16 protein-coding genes are annotated in these 14,731 nt (G+C 65.3%); 6 read left to right on the forward strand and 10 right to left on the reverse strand.

Going from position 1 to position 14,731, the window contains the following annotated elements:
• Positions 1–34: 34 nt before the first annotated feature.
• The gene (gene hydA / locus N2602_RS05505) at positions 35–1,489 is read right to left on the reverse strand and encodes a dihydropyrimidinase (RefSeq protein WP_260382008.1); all 1,455 of its coding nucleotides are present in this window, start codon (positions 1,487–1,489) and stop codon (positions 35–37) included.
• A gap of 69 nt (positions 1,490–1,558) precedes the next feature.
• On the reverse strand, positions 1,559–2,191 hold the full coding sequence (locus N2602_RS05510; protein ID WP_260382009.1) for a TetR/AcrR family transcriptional regulator: 633 nt from the start codon (positions 2,189–2,191) through the stop codon (positions 1,559–1,561).
• Positions 2,192–2,294: 103 nt separating this feature from the next.
• Between N2602_RS05510 and N2602_RS05515 the strand changes: the two genes are divergently transcribed.
• The 3 genes from N2602_RS05515 (at position 2,295) to N2602_RS05525 (ending at position 3,643) form a co-directional block, all read left to right on the forward strand.
• The gene (locus N2602_RS05515; RefSeq protein WP_172784968.1) at positions 2,295–2,990 is read left to right on the forward strand and encodes a PspA/IM30 family protein; all 696 of its coding nucleotides are present in this window, start codon (positions 2,295–2,297) and stop codon (positions 2,988–2,990) included.
• Between the two features lie 52 nt (positions 2,991–3,042).
• Entirely contained in the window at positions 3,043–3,318 is a 276-nt protein-coding gene (locus N2602_RS05520) for a YiaA/YiaB family inner membrane protein (protein WP_212254126.1), read from the forward strand.
• A gap of 118 nt (positions 3,319–3,436) precedes the next feature.
• A complete protein-coding gene (locus N2602_RS05525) occupies positions 3,437–3,643 on the forward strand; it encodes a hypothetical protein (RefSeq protein WP_018648496.1) in 207 nt (68 codons plus the stop codon).
• 83 nt (positions 3,644–3,726) lie between these two features.
• On the opposite strand, the gene N2602_RS05530 is transcribed toward N2602_RS05525, so the two are convergent.
• The 4 genes from N2602_RS05530 to N2602_RS05545 form a co-directional block, all read right to left on the reverse strand.
• Positions 3,727–4,185, reverse strand: a complete 459-nt coding sequence (locus N2602_RS05530; RefSeq protein WP_260382010.1) for a DUF3237 domain-containing protein — start codon at positions 4,183–4,185, stop codon at positions 3,727–3,729.
• Positions 4,186–4,407: 222 nt separating this feature from the next.
• Positions 4,408–5,727: a TRAP transporter large permease gene (locus N2602_RS05535; protein WP_172784965.1), complete on the reverse strand. Its 1,320-nt coding sequence runs from the start codon at positions 5,725–5,727 to the stop codon at positions 4,408–4,410.
• Positions 5,728–5,729: 2 nt separating this feature from the next.
• Positions 5,730–6,266: a TRAP transporter small permease gene (locus N2602_RS05540; protein ID WP_210268232.1), complete on the reverse strand. Its 537-nt coding sequence runs from the start codon at positions 6,264–6,266 to the stop codon at positions 5,730–5,732.
• A gap of 204 nt (positions 6,267–6,470) precedes the next feature.
• Positions 6,471–7,487 (reverse strand): TRAP transporter substrate-binding protein, encoded by a 1,017-nt coding sequence (locus N2602_RS05545; protein WP_172785227.1) that lies wholly within the window; start codon positions 7,485–7,487, stop codon positions 6,471–6,473.
• A gap of 572 nt (positions 7,488–8,059) precedes the next feature.
• Between N2602_RS05545 and N2602_RS05550 the strand changes: the two genes are divergently transcribed.
• Positions 8,060–8,479, forward strand: coding sequence for a PaaI family thioesterase (locus N2602_RS05550; protein ID WP_212254129.1), 420 nt, complete (start codon positions 8,060–8,062; stop codon positions 8,477–8,479).
• A gap of 181 nt (positions 8,480–8,660) precedes the next feature.
• On the opposite strand, the gene N2602_RS05555 is transcribed toward N2602_RS05550, so the two are convergent.
• Positions 8,661–9,545, reverse strand: a complete 885-nt coding sequence (locus tag N2602_RS05555; RefSeq protein WP_260382011.1) for a LysR family transcriptional regulator — start codon at positions 9,543–9,545, stop codon at positions 8,661–8,663.
• Positions 9,546–9,667: 122 nt separating this feature from the next.
• On the opposite strand from N2602_RS05555, the gene N2602_RS05560 reads away from it, so the two are divergent.
• Positions 9,668–10,309: a pyridoxamine 5'-phosphate oxidase family protein gene (locus N2602_RS05560; protein ID WP_212254131.1), complete on the forward strand. Its 642-nt coding sequence runs from the start codon at positions 9,668–9,670 to the stop codon at positions 10,307–10,309.
• Positions 10,310–10,487: 178 nt separating this feature from the next.
• Here the strand turns inward: N2602_RS05560 and N2602_RS05565 are convergent, their stop codons facing one another.
• From N2602_RS05565 to N2602_RS05575, 3 genes are read right to left on the reverse strand one after another with little or no spacing between them, the layout of a single operon-like run.
• Positions 10,488–11,219 carry an ABC transporter ATP-binding protein gene (locus N2602_RS05565; protein WP_260382012.1) on the reverse strand — a complete coding sequence of 244 codons (732 nt, stop codon included), beginning with the start codon at positions 11,217–11,219 and terminating at the stop codon, positions 10,488–10,490.
• A complete protein-coding gene (locus N2602_RS05570) occupies positions 11,216–12,985 on the reverse strand; it encodes an ABC transporter permease subunit (protein WP_260382013.1) in 1,770 nt (589 codons plus the stop codon). Before N2602_RS05570 ends, N2602_RS05565 begins: the two co-directional genes overlap by 4 nt.
• A 5-nt stretch (positions 12,986–12,990) precedes the next feature.
• A complete protein-coding gene (locus tag N2602_RS05575) occupies positions 12,991–14,031 on the reverse strand; it encodes a branched-chain amino acid ABC transporter permease (RefSeq protein ID WP_212254133.1) in 1,041 nt (346 codons plus the stop codon).
• 175 nt (positions 14,032–14,206) lie between these two features.
• Between N2602_RS05575 and N2602_RS05580 the strand changes: the two genes are divergently transcribed.
• A complete protein-coding gene (locus tag N2602_RS05580; RefSeq protein WP_172784958.1) occupies positions 14,207–14,728 on the forward strand; it encodes a MarR family winged helix-turn-helix transcriptional regulator in 522 nt (173 codons plus the stop codon).
• Positions 14,729–14,731 lie beyond the last annotated feature (3 nt).

The raw sequence follows: 14,731 nt of genomic DNA on the forward strand, positions 1-14,731 counted from the left end.
CGTTGCCCGGACGTCTGCCAGCGAGCGCGATGGCTTATGGTGTTACCGCGCTGCGTGCGACGGCGCGCGGAGCCGTCAGTTCCTTCCAGGTCGAATTTGCCACATGCACCGGCGAGAAGGCGGGACGTTCGACGTAGCGCCCGTCGCCGGCCTCGGCGCGCAGATCGCCATCCTTCCAGACGATACGGCCGCGCGACAGCGTCGCGGCCGCACCGCCGGTGCAGGCAAAACCCTCGAACACGTTGTAATCGATCCGGCTCATCTGCCGCTTGGCGCTGATGGTCTTGCTCGCCTTGGCATCCCACACCACGATGTCGGCATCCGAGCCCACGGCGATCGCGCCCTTGCGCGGATAGATGTTGAGGATGCGCGCGATGTTCGCCGAGGTCACCGCGACGAATTCCTCTTTCGTCAGCCGCCCGGTGGCGACGCCCGCGGTCCAGAGCAGCGCCAGGCGATCTTCGAGGCCGCCGGTGCCGTTTGGGATCTTCCTGAAATCGCCGCGCCCGAACCGCTTCTGCTCGGTGGTGAAGGCGCAATGGTCGGTCGCAACCACCTGGAGCGAGCCGGCTTGCAGGCCAGCCCAGAGGCTGTCCTGATGCGATTTGTCGCGGAACGGCGGCGACATCACGCGCTGGGCGGAACGATCCCAGTCCTTGTTCTGATATTCACTCTCATCCAGCAGCAGATGCTGGATCAGCGGCTCGCCATAGACGCGCTTGCCCGCGGCGCGTGCCCGCGCGATCGCCTCATGCGCCTCGCGGCAGCTGGTATGCACGATATAGACCGGCGTGCCCGTCATATCGGCGATCATGATGGCGCGGTTGGTGGCTTCGCCCTCGACCTCCGGCGGCCGTGAATAGGCGTGCCCTTCCGGGCCGGTGACGCCGCGCGCGATCAGCGCCTCCTGCATCAGGGCGACGACGTCGCCATTCTCCGCATGGACAACAGGCATGGCGCCGAGATGGGCGCAGCGCGCGAACGAGTTGTAGAGCTCGTCATCGTTCACCATCAGCGCACCCTTGTAGGCCATGAAATGCTTGAAGGTGTTGATGCCGTAGGTTTTGACCACGGTCTCCATCTCGTCATGGATCTGCTTCGACCACGACGTCACCGCCATGTGGAAGCCGTAGTCGCTGGCCGCCTTCTCGGATTTGTGCCGCCACTCCTGATAGGCTGCCAGCATCGACTGGCCGGGATCGGGCAGGCAGAAATCCACCACCATGGTGGTGCCGCCGCTCAGCGCCGCCTTGGTTCCGGATTCGAAATCGTCGGCCGTGACGGTGCCCATGAACGGCATTTCGAGATGGGTGTGCGGATCGATTCCGCCCGGAATGAGGTAGGCGCCCCCTGCATCGATGATCTCGCTAGCTGTCGGCGCATCGAGCGATGCGCCGATCGCGACGATGGTTTCGCCGTCGATCAGCACGTCCGCGCGGCGCGAATGATCGTGATTGACGACGGTGCCGCCGCGGATGAGGAGGGGCATGAGGCACTCCGAGAGGTGAGGGACGGCTCGAAGGCTAAGCGCGCTACTGGCGATGCGACAGGTGAAATTTTAGTCAGCCGCCGCCGCTCCCTTTTTCACATCGCGCGCGGCCAGCCCGTCGATCATGGCGCGCACGAGGCCGGCGATCTCCTTGCGCAGCGCCGGCAACGGCACCGCCACCAGCTTCTGCTCCAGCCCGAGCGCCACCATGCCATGCACGGCCGAGAACAGGCTGCGCGCGGTGATGCCGAGTTCCTCCGGGCTGCGCCCGGGAAACAGCGCGGCCAGCGGCTGGTAGATATGACGGAACAGCTGCATCTGGTCGTGCGCCGACCAATCCGGCACCAGCTTGCCCGTCTCCATGCGGTGCTCGAACAGCGCGCGCCAGAGCTGGAGATTTTCGGCGGCGAAATCGCAATAGGCGAGGGCGATGCGGATCAGGGATTCCCGTGGCGATGGCTCGCCCGCACGCGTCGCGAAAGTCAGCACCTCGTCGAGCCGGAGCAGTGTGCGCGAGCCGACCTGCAGGATCAGCTCATCGACATCCGCCACGAGATTATAGACCGCGCCATTGGCGCAGCCGATCTCGCGGGCCAAATCGCGGGTCTTCAGGCCCGCCAACCCCCGCTCGGCGATCATCCGCTCGGCCGCCTGGATCAGGGCGACACGCAATTTCTCTCGCCGTTCCAGAGCTTTAGCCATCTTTAACCAAGTCCGTGAGCGTCGCTCAAGTTTTTATTGAACGAAGTTCAAGATTCCTGCTACAAAGAAATTGTGAGCAACGCTCATAGACAGGGAGCAACCAATGTTCAAGACCGTCGTGACCCTCTTCCGCGGTAGCGTCGCCGCTGCGGGCGAGGAACTGGAAGACCGCACCGCCCTTCTGATCCTGGACCAACAGATGCGCGATGCGGCCGCAGCCGTCGAGCGCAGCAAGCGCACGCTGGCGCTGGCGATCGCGCAGGACCAGCAGGAAGGCCGGAAGCTCGAGGCCACGAATGCGCGCATCGCCGATCTCGAGACCCGCGCCGTTGCGGCGCTGGATGGCGGCCGCGAGGACCTCGCCAAGGAGGCCGCCGAAGCCATTGCGGCCCTGGAGGCCGATCGCGATGCGGCCATGACGGCGCGCGCGCTGTTCGCGACCGAGATCGCCCGGTTGAAGCGCCACGTCGCCAACGCGCAGGCCCGCATCACCGAGCTCGATCGCGGTCGCCGGATCGCGCGTGCCTCTGACGCGGTGCGCTCGCTTCGCCGCAGCGGCATCGAGGCCGCGCGCCCCTATGAATCGACATTGCCGGAGGCGGAGGGCACGCTGAGGCGTCTGCGCGAGCGGCAGATGGAGGCTCAGGCGGCCGACGATGCCCTGGTCGAGCTCGACGCGGCCACCGGTCCGCTCGCTACCGCCGAAAAACTCGCCGAGCAGGGCTTTGGCCCCCGGCTCAAGACGACCGCAGACGACGTGCTGGCGCGGTTGAAGTCCAAGCGCATGCCGGCGGCCTGAACTCACGCCTGAAGCCGAACGCAATCATCATTCGAAACAACAGGAGACGATCATGAATCAAACCGGCCAGCCCCACAGCGGCGCCTGGGTGAGCTTTACCTACGCGTCCTTCGCAGCGTCCGCCTTCCTCGTCGCCATCGGCATCTTCTTCCTGCCGATCGACCTCTGGATGAAGGGTTATCTCACCATGGGCATCGTGATGATGATCCAGACCTGCGTCACCCTGACCAAGACCGTGCGCGACAATCATGAGAGCAGCCGCCTCGTGAACCGCATCGAGGATGCCAAGGCCGAGCGGCTGCTGATGGAGGTCTCCAAGGCGGCGTGAGGAGCGAACGGTCCCGCCGCAATGTGGGGCGGCGGGGCCCCTGCGGCAGGACGGGCGCATTGTGCTTCGCGTGCAGGTGCGATATGGCTCTCGCGCTTTCCAGAGGCGGAGACGAGCTTTGTCGAAACAATCCCTGCGCGAGGAGGCCGAGCGCCTGATCCGCGAATCGATGGAAAAGAAGACCATCGTGGTCAAGCAGGGCTCGACCCGTATCGAGGCCGTCTGCGGCAAGTGCGGAGCGCCGAACCGGGTGCAGGCGGAGAAAGGCCAGACCCGCGTCAAGTTCGCCTGCAAGAACTGCGGGCATAAGCAAGAGACGTTGTAGGCGTCTTCGCCTCACCCCGATTGCCTCCGGCGATGCGCAGCATCGTCCGGCGCGATCCGGGTAGGGGCCCTACGGCCTGGCCCTCACATCACCTGATGCACGTCGATCACAACGCGATCCGCATGGCGAGCCGCTGACGCCACGAAGATGTGCTCCATCAGCCAGCGGTACTTCTCGTGCCCGGTCTCGAACTTCGGCACGGTGCGGAAATAGATCAGCTTCGGATCGATCGGCTCGCCGCGCTTGAGCTTGTGCAGGAGCTCGACCGGGCCGAAGCGCATACCTCTGTTCTCGACGTAGACGGTCGCACCGTCGTCGGTCTCGAAGGCGTATTTCGCCTCGAGATCGATCAGCTCGTTGGGCCGGATGGTCTGGAAGTCCGCGCCGAACGGGAGCACCTTTCCCCGGACCGCGCCCGTCACCTCGCCGCCGATGATCGGAATGATCCGGCGGACGCCGATCCCGGTCTCGCCGGCGGTGACGACGTCGCCGATCCGCGCGGTGATGGTGAAGACGTATTTCGTTTCGAGGATAGGGGCCATCGGTCACACCAACTTTCATGTTAGAAGGCGCCGCCTTCTTCGCCTCTCCCCGCTTGCGGGGAGAGGCCGGAATGCGCGCGTAGCGCGGATTCCGGGTGAGGGGGAGTCTCCGCGAGTCCAACTGCCAGCGTCCCCGCGGAGGCTCCCCTCACCCCAACCCTCTCCCCGCAAGCGGGGCGAGGGGGCTTACTGCCGTCGCGGCGACTGTCTCGACTCAAAGCATCAATGCGCCATCATCCGCGTCGGCAGCCAGGTCGCCAGCAGCGGGAAGGCGATCAGGATCACCAGCCGCACCAGGTCCGTCGCCACGAACGGGATCACGCCCTTGAAGATCGTCGAGAACGACACGTCCTTCACCACGCTTTTGATGACGAAGACGTTCATGCCGACCGGCGGATGGATCAGGCCGAGCTCGACGGTCATGACGATGATGACGCCGAACCAGATCGGGTCGAAGCCGAGATGCATGATCACCGGGAAGATGATCGGCACGGTCAGGATGATCATCGCCATGGCGTCCATCAGGCAGCCGAGCACGAGATACATCACCATGATCAGGGCCAGCACGCCGTAGGGACCAAGGCCGAGCCCGGTGAGGAATTCCGTCACCTTCTGCGGCGTCTGGGTCACCGTGAGGAAATAGCCGAAGATCAGCGCGCCGATCAGCACGGTGAACACCGCAGCCGCGGTGCGCGTGGCCTGCAACAGCGAGGCCAGCACCTTCTCGCGGTCGAGCCGGCCGGTCAGCACGCCGATGATGAAGGCCCCGGTCGCGCCGACGCCGCCGGCCTCGGTCGGCGTGAAGCGCGGCAGGAAGGGCAGGCCGTAGAGGCCGCCGATGACGAAGATGAACAGCAGCACCGGTGCCCAGATCTCCTTCAGCCCGGCAAAGCGCTCGCGCCACGGCGTCACCTTGCCCTTGGGCAGGAAGTCTGGGCGGAAATAGCCGATCAGGAAGATCGTGATCATGTACATGGTCATCGCGAGCAGGCCCGGGATGATGCCGGCGATGAACAGCTTGCCGATGTCCTGCTCGGTGATGATGCCGTAGACCGCGAGCACGGTGGAGGGCGGCAGCATCGCCCCCAGCGTGCCGCCGGCCGCGATCACGCCGGTGGCGAAGGACTGCGGATAGCCGAACCGGCGCATCTCGGGATAGGCGACGGCGGAGAAGGTCGCGGCGGTCGCCACCGACGAGCCGCAGATCGCGGCAAAGCCGCCGCAGGCACCGACGGTGGCAATGCCGAGCCCGCCGCGCAGATGGCCGACGAAACCGTTGGCGGCGCGGAACAGCTCGCGGCTCATGCCGGAATGGGACACGAACGAGCCCATCAGCAGGAACATCGGGATGACGCCGAACGTGTAGTCGGTGACCGTGCGCATCGAGGTCTGGCCGACCAGCTTCAGCGCGGCAGTCCCGTTGACGAGATAGGCGAAGCCGGACACGCCGACGAGGCCCATGGCCATGCCGACCGGCACGCGCAGCAGCATCAGGACGAAGAGGGAAACGAAGCCGATTACGGCGACGGCATCGGTGCTCATGGTTACTCCGTCGCCTTGATCTTGGGGTCGTGCATCTCTTCGGGATGGAAGATCAGCCGGTAGGTGCGGATCGCGATCAGCAGCACGGCGCAGACGTCACCGATCCAGGCGACCGCGAAGAACGGCCAGGTCGGCATGTGCAGGTCGAAGGTCTGGACGTTGTCGTTGTAGGTGCCGCGCACCTTGTCGAACAGCGTCCAGGTCTGCACGGTGACGACGAACAGCAGCACCAGCGTCGCGAACACGTCGATCCAGCGCTGATGACGCGGCCCGACATTGCCCCAGACCAGGTCGACCGTGATGTGGGTGCCGCGATAGGAGGTCGCGGCAATGCCCCAGAAGATGAGGATGCCGAGCAGCATGCGGCCGATGTCGAAGCTGTCGGGGATCGAATAGTTCAGCGTGTTGCGCAAGAGCACCGACAGGAAGATGTCGAGCGCGACGATGCCGACGAAGCCGGCCGCGATCCATTCGATCGAGTCGATCACGCGATCCATCCAGGAGCGCCTTGCGGGGTGTGTTCCGTCGTGTGCTGTCATTGCTTGATCCCGGCTCCAGCGGCGGCTCTTCGCCTCTCCCCGCGCGCGGGGAGAGGCCGCATCGCATCGGAGATGCGATGCGGGTGAGGGGGACTCTCCGCGAGGCCATCTCTCACTGTTTTTGCGGAGGCAGCCCCTCACCCCGACCCTCTCCCCGTAAGAACGGGGCGAGGGGGAAGAGAAAGTCGCCGCGCCGGCGCCGCGTCACTCCGCCAGCGCGTTGTACTTCTTCAGCGAGGCCTTGAGCTCCGCGAGCGTCGCATCCGGATCGGCGCCGGCCTTCTTGGCGCCGTCGCCCCAGGTTTTGACCAGCGGTTCGGCGGCCTTCTTCCAGGCCGCGATCTGCTCGGGCGTCAGCTTGTAGACCTCATGGTTGGATTCCGCCTTCACCTTGTCGATGCCGGCGTCCTCGAACTTGCCCCAGTGCTCGCCGACCGCGCCCGCCGTCTCGACCGTGCAGTTCTTGTCAATCGCGGCTTTCTGCTTGTCGGACATCGCATTGTACTTGTCCTTGTTGATCACGAACACGAAGGTCGTGGTGTAGAGCGGCGCTTCCATGTCGTACTTGGTCACCTTGTCGATGCCGAACAGCACCAGGGAGCCCCAGGGGAAGGTGACGCCGTCGGCGACGCCGCGCTCGATGATGTCGCGCACTTCCGGCGCCGAGGACTGCACGTTGGTGCCGCCGAGCGAGGTGACGAAATTCGCCATGGTGGCGTGGGCCGGGCGGATCTTCAGGCCCTTGACGTCCTCGGGGTTGACGATCTTCTTGGTGCGGGAATGGAACGAGGAGGGCGAGTGGACGAAGGCGAGGCAATATTTGACGTCCTTCATCTCCTTCTCGGCAAATTTGCGGTACCAGGCGTCGAGCCCCATCGAGCCGCCCTTGGCGTCCGAGATCAGGAACGGCAATTCCCCGGCGCCGATGATCGGGAAGCGGCCGGGCTGGTAGCCGGGATTGACATAGGTGACGTCGGCGATGCCGTCGCGCGCCATGTCGTAATGGTCGAAGGCCTTGCCGAGCTGCTGGGCCGGAAACACCTTGCCCTTGATGGTGCCGCCGGAATCCTTCTCGACGGCGGCGGCCCAGTCTTCCAGCGATTTCTGCAGGGGATGCGAGGCCGGCACCCAATGCGAGATCTTCAGATCGAAGGTCTTGTCCTGCGCGAGCGCTGGGCTCACGCTTGCTGCCAGCAGCAAGGCCAGACAGGCTTTCCTCATCACGCGTCTCTCCCTTTTGCGACGGCGGGCTTCGTTGGCCCGGCCTCGTTAATTAACATGTTATCTAATTGGCCGGCGCGTTCAAGCCGGAACTGAGGCGCGCGGTGTCGCGCCATCTACGTCAGCCATGTTGCATGGATTTGTCGCTGCTCGGGCGACGACCGCTCTCCCCTTTGCGCAAACGTTATATGTTATAATTATCGTCTGCGAGCCCGTGCGACAAGCAGGCCCCGGACCCAAGCCTACAGGATCGGGCGGAGCAAGTATTGCGGGCAAAGGTCGCAATCATCGACCCGGGCCGACCGGATCGTTGCTCGGGCAACTGTCATGCCCCGCGAAGGCGGGGCATCCAGTACGCCGCGGCCTTTCGATTTCAACCACTGCCGTCTCTGGAATACTGGATCACCCGCCCCGGTGCGCCATTGCGCACAAGGCGGGTGATGACAGTCTTGGTGAGGCGACGGCGGAGCTCGTTTCAAACACCTGCACAAATTCCGTTTAAAGCTTTGTAGGTGATGCATTCGCCGCTTCATTCGCTTCCAATGCGGCCAAAGCAATGAAGCGAGATTGCCATGACCTTCACCGACATCCCCGCCGGCTACGAGCCGCATTTCCGCAAAGCGCCGCTGACCGATCCCTGGGAGCCGCTCTACTCGAAGAAGACCGACAAGGGCGTCACCGTCGGACTGCGCCTGGCGACGCCGCACACCAACGCCCGCGGGCTGATTCACGGCGGGCTGATCGCGGCGCTCGCTGACGCCGCCATGGGCTACAGCTGCGCCCAGGCGACGGGCTGGACGACGTCGTTCGTCACCATCTCGCTGTCGGTCGACTATGTCGGCGCCGCCGAGATCGGCCAATGGCTCGCGGTCGAGGGCGAGGCGATCAAGACCGGGAACACGATCTGCTTCGCGCAGTGCCTGGTGAAGGCGGACGACGCCGTGATCGCACGGGCCAGCGGCACGTTTCGGGTGGTGCCGAAGAAGGGATGATGCTCGTGAGGTGGGCCGCGATGTCGCCCCTTGCCCCGTCATTGCGAGCGTAGCGAAGCAATCCAGACTGCCACTGCGGAAAGACTCTGGATTGCTTCGCGGAGCCTGTCATCGGGCCGCGCTACGCGCGGACCCGTTGGCTCGCAATGACGATGTGGAGATAGCGGGGCGGGACACGCACTTACCCAAACCTCCACTCCGCCGTCTCCACCACGAGATCGATGAACGCGCGCACCTTGGCCGAGAGCAGACGCGAGGTCGGATAGACGATGTGGATCGGCAGCGCCGGCTGCTGGTACTTCGCCAGCACGATCTTCAGGCGTCCGCGCTTCAGGCCCTCGGCGGCCTGATAGGCCAGCACCCGCGTCACGCCGCCGCCGGCCTCGGCATATTGCAGGGCGGCGTCGGCGCTGTTGCTGATGAAGCGAGGGGACAGCGGCAGCCCGATATCGCGGCCGTCGCGCAGGAAGCGCCATTCGGACCAGGGGCCGAACTGGATGGTCTGGTGCGTGGCGAGCGCTTCCGGCGTCTTCGGCTCACCATGCCGCTTCAAATAGCCGGGCGCAGCCACCACGATCCGCCGCATCTCGCCGACCTGGCGTGCCACCAGCGAGGAATCGGCGAGGCGGCCGATCCGCACCGCTGCATCGACGGCGTCCTCCACGAGGTTGACGAGGTGGTCCGACAGCCGGAGCTCGGCCGTGACCTCGGGATAGCGCTTGAGATAGGCGGTCATGACCGGCCCGACATGCAGCCGGCCGAAGCCGACCGGCGCCGACACGACGAGGCGCCCGCTCGGCCGGTTGCGCTCCTCCCGCGCCGAGCCGTCAGCCTCCTCGACATCGGCGAGGATGCGCCGAGCTCGCTCCAGATAGCGCGTGCCGACGTCGGTCAGCGTCACCTGCCGGGTGGTCCGCTGCAGCAGCCGCGCGCCGAGATGCTCCTCGAGCGCCGCGATCAGCCGCGTCACCGCCGATGGCGACAGCCGCAGCTTTCGCGCGGCCGGCGCAAAGCCGCTGAGATCAGCGACCGTGACGAAGACGTGCATGGCTTCCAGGCGGTCCATGGGACATTATTGCATATATCGCAATGATGAAGTGTCAAGGTGCTCAATTGTTTTAGGCGCCGAAAGGTCCAGATTAGGCGCGAAAGACGCAAGCATGCGCCGGAATTTCAGGAGATGTTCCGATGACGACCGCAGTCCACACCTATGCCAGCGACGTGGCCTTCTCGCCGGCGGTGAAGACGATCCAGGCCCGCAAGGGTTCGCGCGAGGCCTATGCACGCAGCGAGCAGCGCGGCTGGCGCACCGAGGTCGACGACAATCTCGCCGCCTTCCTCGCCGACGCCAATAGCTTCTACTTCGCCACCGCTTCAGCCGACGGCCAGCCCTACATCCAGCACCGCGGCGGCCCGAAGGGATTTCTCAAGGTGCTGGACAAGCAGACGCTCGCCTTCGCCGACTACGCCGGCAACCAGCAGTTCATCACGCAAGGGAACCTCTCGGAGAATCCCAAAGCCTACATCTTCGTGATGGACTACGCCCACCGCCGCCGTGTGAAGATCTGGGGCGAGGCGCGCGTGGTCGAGGATGACGAAGCCCTGACCACGTCACTGATGCCGAAAGGTTATCGTGCCCGCCCCGAGCAGGTGATTCTGTTCAAGATCGCGGCCTGGGACACCAACTGCCCGCAGCACATCCCGCAGAAATTCGACGCGTCCGACGTCGCGGCCGCGCTGGCGGCGAGGGATGCGAGGATCGCGGAGCTGGAGGCGGAGGTTGCGGCGCTGAAGGGGGAGAAGGCGAGCTTAGCCTCCAACGAAAGCTAAAGCAGCCTGCGCGGTGCACCTTCTCCCCTTGTGGGAGAGGGTGGCTCGCCGCGGGGCGGCGAGACGGGTGAGGGGTCTCTATCCTCACGAGCAATCTTGCGGGTGGAGAGAACCCCTCATCCGGCGCTTCGCGCCACCTTCTCCCACAAGGGGAGAAGGGAAGAACAGCGCTACATCGCTAAATCACGCTCGCGCCTTCGTGCTGGAAGCCGAGATAGCTTGCCGCGACCCGCTCGTTGGCCGCGATGTCGCTGGCCTTGCCGCTGAGCACGAACTCGCCGAGCTCCATCACATAGGCCTGGTCCGCGATCTTCAGCGCGGCCTGCGCGTTCTGCTCGACGAGCAGCACGGAGACGCCGGCGGCGCGGAGCTCGGTGACGATGCGGAAGATGTCGGCGACGATGATCGGGGCAAGGCCCAGGCTCGGCTCGTCCAGCATCAAGAGCTTCGGCTCGCCCATCAGCGCGCGGCCCATCGCGAGCATCTGCTGCTCGCCGCCGGAGAGCGTGCCGGCGAGCTGCTTGCGCCGCTCCTTCAGGCGCGGAAACAGCGCATAGACCCGCTCGATCGAGGCTTTCGCCTTGCTGCGCTCGATCCGGAACGCGCCCAGCTCGAGATTGTCCTCGACATTCATGGTCACGAACAATTCGCGGTGCTCGGGAACGAGACCGAGCCCCATCGCGACGCGGTCCTCGATGTCGAGCCGGGCGAGATCCTGCCCGGCAAAGGCGACGCGGCCTTTCAGCGGCAGGACGCCCATGATGGCCGAAAGCAGCGTGGTCTTGCCGGCACCGTTGGCGCCGACGATGGTGACGATCTCGTTGGTGCCGACCTCGAGCGAGACCGAACGCACTGCCTCGACCTTGCCATAGGCGACATGCGCGTCGGTGACGGACAACAACGTGCTCATGCCGCCACTCCGAGATAGGCCTTGATCACTTCGGGATTGGTCTTGATCGTCGCCGGCGTGCCTTCGGCGATCTTGGTGCCGAAATCGAGCACCACGATGCGGTCGGCGAGGTTCATGACGAAGCCCATGTCGTGCTCGACCAGCAGCACGCTCATGCCGCCGTCGCGCAGCTCGCGGAGCAGCGCGGCGAGCCGCTGCTTCTCCATGTGGCGCAGGCCCGCCGCCGGCTCGTCGAGCAGCAGCAGCATCGGATCGACGCAGAGCGCACGCGCGATTTCGACGATGCGCTGCTGGCCGAGCGAGAGCGAGCCTGCCAACTGGTGCATCTGCTCGGTGAGGCCGACGCGCTCGATCTGGCGGGCGGCCTCGGCGAGGAGCTTGGCTTCATCAGCGCGGTCGAGCCGCAGCATCGAGGAGACGGGTCCGGAATGGCCGCGCAAATGCGCGCCGATCGCGACGTTCTCCAGCACGGTCATGTCGGGGACGAGCTTGACGTGCTGGAAGGTCCTGCTGATGCCGAGCTTGACGATCTCCTGCGGCGGCGCGTTGTCGACCTTCCTGCCGAGCACGGAGATCGAGCCCGAGGTCGCCGACAGCACGCCGGTGATCAGGTTGAAGGTCGTGCTCTTGCCGGCGCCGTTCGGGCCGATCAGCGCGACGATCTCCTTGGCCTGGACGTCGAAGGAAACATTGTTCACAGCGACCACGCCGCCGAACTGTTTCCGCGCCTTCTCGACCTGAAGCAGGACACCGGCCTCGGCGGGCGCCCGGGCGCGATGCTCCAGCTTCAGCGAGGTGTCCGGCTTCTTGCCATCGGTGCGCTCGGGGAAGTACGACATCAGCCAGGGCCAGAGGCCGCCGGGCGCAAGCTGCAGCAGCGCCACCAGCATGATGCCGAACACGATGGTCTCGACCTGGCCTGAGCCGGGCAGGATCAACGGCAGATAGCTCTGCAGCACCTCTTTCAGGATCACGACGATTGCCGCCCCCAGCACGCCGCCCCAGACATAGCCGGCGCCGCCGACCACGGCGATGAAGAGATATTCGATGCCCATATGCGCACCGAACGGCGTCGGGTTCACCGCGCGCTGGAGATGGGCGTAGAGCCATCCGGACAGGCCGGCGAGCACCGCGGCATGGATGAACACCAGCAGTTTGGCCCGCGGCGTGTGGACGCCGAACGCCTCGGCCGCGACATGGCCGCGGCGTAGCGCACGGATGGCGCGGCCGGTGCGGGAGTCCAGCAGGTTCATCGTCAGCAGGGCCGAGAGGATCACGGCGACCCAGATCGCGTAGTAGATCGAGCCGGGCGAGAGCATCTTGAACGTGCCGATCGACAGCGGCGGAATCGCCGAGATGCCGTCGTTACGTCCCAGAAACTCCAGCTTGCTGAACAGGTAGAACAGCCCAAGCCCCCAGGCGAGGGTGCCGAGCGGCAGATAGTGCCCCGAGAGGCGCACGGTGATCAGCCCGAGCAGCACCGCGAGCGAGCCGCTGACCAGGAGCGACAGCGGCAGCGTCAGCCAGGGCGACAGGCCGTAGGCGGTCGACAGCACCGCGGTGGTATAGGCGCCGAAGCCGACGAAGGCGGCCTGGCCGAACGAGGTGAGGCCGCCGACGCCGGTCAGCAGCACGAGGCCCATCGCGACCAGGGCCGCAAGGCCGATATTGTCGAGCAGCACGATCCAGAACGGGGGCACGCCCGGGATGAACGGGATCGCCGCCATGACAAGTGCAAAGACGAGGATGGGAAGCCGGCTCTGCATCGGGCTCAGTCCTTCTCTTCCTCGACCGCGGGCGCGGCGAGCGAGCGCAGCAGCAGCACGGGGATCAGCAGCATGAAGACGATCACCTCCTTGTAGTTGGAGGCATAGAAGGACGAGAACGCCTCGACGATGCCGACCACCAGCGCCGCGACGGCGGTGAGGGGATAGCTGACGAGGCCGCCGATGATCGCGGCGACGAAGCCCTTCAGCCCGATCAGGAAGCCGGAGTCATAATACAGGGTCGTGATCGGCACGATCAGGATGCCGGAGAGCGCGCCGATCACGGAGGCCAGCAGGAAAGCGATCTGGCCCGACAGCGTGGTGCGGATGCCCGCGAGCCGTGCCCCGAGCCGGTTCACGGCAGTGGCGCGCAACGCCTTGCCATAGAGTGTCAGGCCGAAGAACAGCCAGAGGGCGACGATGAAGGCGATGGTGATGGCGTAGACGGTGATGCTCTGGCCGGTGAAGCGCAGCGCGCCGGCGGTGAAGGCGCCGGACAGCACGGCAGGCCCGCGCTGGCCTTCGGCGCCGAAGAACAACAGGCCGAGGCCCTGCAGCGCGAGGTGGACGCCGACGGAGGCGATCAGCAGCACCAGCACCGAGGTGTGCGCCAGCGGCTGGAAGGCGATGCGGTAGAGATAGACGCCGATCATCGCCACGATCACCAGCGACAGCGCGATGCAGACCGCGACCGGCGGCTTCTGGGCGGCGAAATACAGCGTCAGCGCCAGCACGATGCCCGGCAGCACGACATTGGCGGTGAAGCTGCGCGCGATCAGCCGCCCATGCAGCGCCTTGCGCGCGACGAACAGATCGAAGGCGAAGGCGCCGATGCCGAGCGCCAGCGCGAGCTTAGCCGTGCCCGGCATCTGGCCGGCGGCCAGCGAGGCATAGGTCAGCGCGCCATAGGTGACGAATTCGCCCTGGGGAATGAGGATGACGCGGGTGACGGCGAACACCAGCACCAGCGCCAGGCCGAGCAGCGCGTAGATTGCGCCATTGGTGATGCCGTCCTGCAGCAGGAACAGCATGATGGTGGTATTCAAGACCGGACGCTCCCCCTTAATCCGGACCGGTCCTCCTGATTGTGGTGGACGGTCCGCTCACAGCCATTGAAAAACGCATGCGATATTTGATATGGTCCATAACAATTATCAAATATAACTTCAAGGGCGGGGAACGAACCCGTCCCGAATTTAGCGGGATTACGAGCACGAGGCGATGACCGTTTCCAAAACCGCTGAAAAGTCTTCCGAAAAGCCTGCCGAGGCGGCCAAGGGCCGCAAGGACGCGGGCGAGCCGCAGGCTGAAGCCCTCCAACTCGGCGAGCTTTCCGAGCAGCTGGGCTATGTCCTGAAACGTGCACAGCTCAAGGTGTTCGAGAATTTCTTGCGCTGCATGGCCTCGCTCCAGCTGACGCCGGCGCAGTTCTCGGTGCTGCTGCTGGTCGAGAAGAACCCCGGCCGTAACCAGACCGAGATCGCCTCCACGCTCGGCATCCTCCGGCCGAACTTCGTGGCCATGCTCGACAATCTGGAGAGCCGCGACCTTTGCGCGCGGATCCGCTCCACCAACGACCGCCGCTCGCACATCCTGGTCTTGACCGACAAGGGCAAGGCCGTGCTGGCGCGGGCGAAGAAGCTCGTCGCCACCAAGCACGAGGCCCGGCTGAACGATCTGCTCGGCCAGGCCAACCGCGAAGCCCTGATCGGAATGCTCGCGAAGATCGCCAACGAGTTTTGAGTT

This window comes from Bradyrhizobium sp. NC92 (assembly GCF_025200865.1).
GTDB lineage: Bacteria > Pseudomonadota > Alphaproteobacteria > Rhizobiales > Xanthobacteraceae > Bradyrhizobium.

Excerpts from the sequence above, each read along its gene's own strand:
- N2602_RS05515 (WP_172784968.1), top strand. The coding sequence starts at position 2,295 with ATGTTCAAGACCGTCGTGACCCTCTTCCGCGGTAGCGTCGCCGCTGCG.
- N2602_RS05520 (WP_212254126.1), top strand. The coding sequence starts at position 3,043 with ATGAATCAAACCGGCCAGCCCCACAGCGGCGCCTGGGTGAGCTTTACC.
- N2602_RS05550 (WP_212254129.1), top strand. The coding sequence starts at position 8,060 with ATGACCTTCACCGACATCCCCGCCGGCTACGAGCCGCATTTCCGCAAA.
- N2602_RS05535 (WP_172784965.1), bottom strand. The coding sequence starts at position 5,727 with ATGAGCACCGATGCCGTCGCCGTAATCGGCTTCGTTTCCCTCTTCGTC.
- N2602_RS05560 (WP_212254131.1), top strand. The coding sequence starts at position 9,668 with ATGACGACCGCAGTCCACACCTATGCCAGCGACGTGGCCTTCTCGCCG.
- hydA (WP_260382008.1), bottom strand. The coding sequence starts at position 1,489 with ATGCCCCTCCTCATCCGCGGCGGCACCGTCGTCAATCACGATCATTCG.
- N2602_RS05580 (WP_172784958.1), top strand. The coding sequence starts at position 14,207 with ATGACCGTTTCCAAAACCGCTGAAAAGTCTTCCGAAAAGCCTGCCGAG.
- N2602_RS05555 (WP_260382011.1), bottom strand. The coding sequence starts at position 9,545 with ATGGACCGCCTGGAAGCCATGCACGTCTTCGTCACGGTCGCTGATCTC.
- N2602_RS05565 (WP_260382012.1), bottom strand. The coding sequence starts at position 11,219 with ATGAGCACGTTGTTGTCCGTCACCGACGCGCATGTCGCCTATGGCAAG.
- N2602_RS05570 (WP_260382013.1), bottom strand. The coding sequence starts at position 12,985 with ATGCAGAGCCGGCTTCCCATCCTCGTCTTTGCACTTGTCATGGCGGCG.
- N2602_RS05510 (WP_260382009.1), bottom strand. The coding sequence starts at position 2,191 with ATGGCTAAAGCTCTGGAACGGCGAGAGAAATTGCGTGTCGCCCTGATC.
- N2602_RS05540 (WP_210268232.1), bottom strand. The coding sequence starts at position 6,266 with ATGACAGCACACGACGGAACACACCCCGCAAGGCGCTCCTGGATGGAT.
- N2602_RS05545 (WP_172785227.1), bottom strand. The coding sequence starts at position 7,487 with ATGAGGAAAGCCTGTCTGGCCTTGCTGCTGGCAGCAAGCGTGAGCCCA.
- N2602_RS05530 (WP_260382010.1), bottom strand. The coding sequence starts at position 4,185 with ATGGCCCCTATCCTCGAAACGAAATACGTCTTCACCATCACCGCGCGG.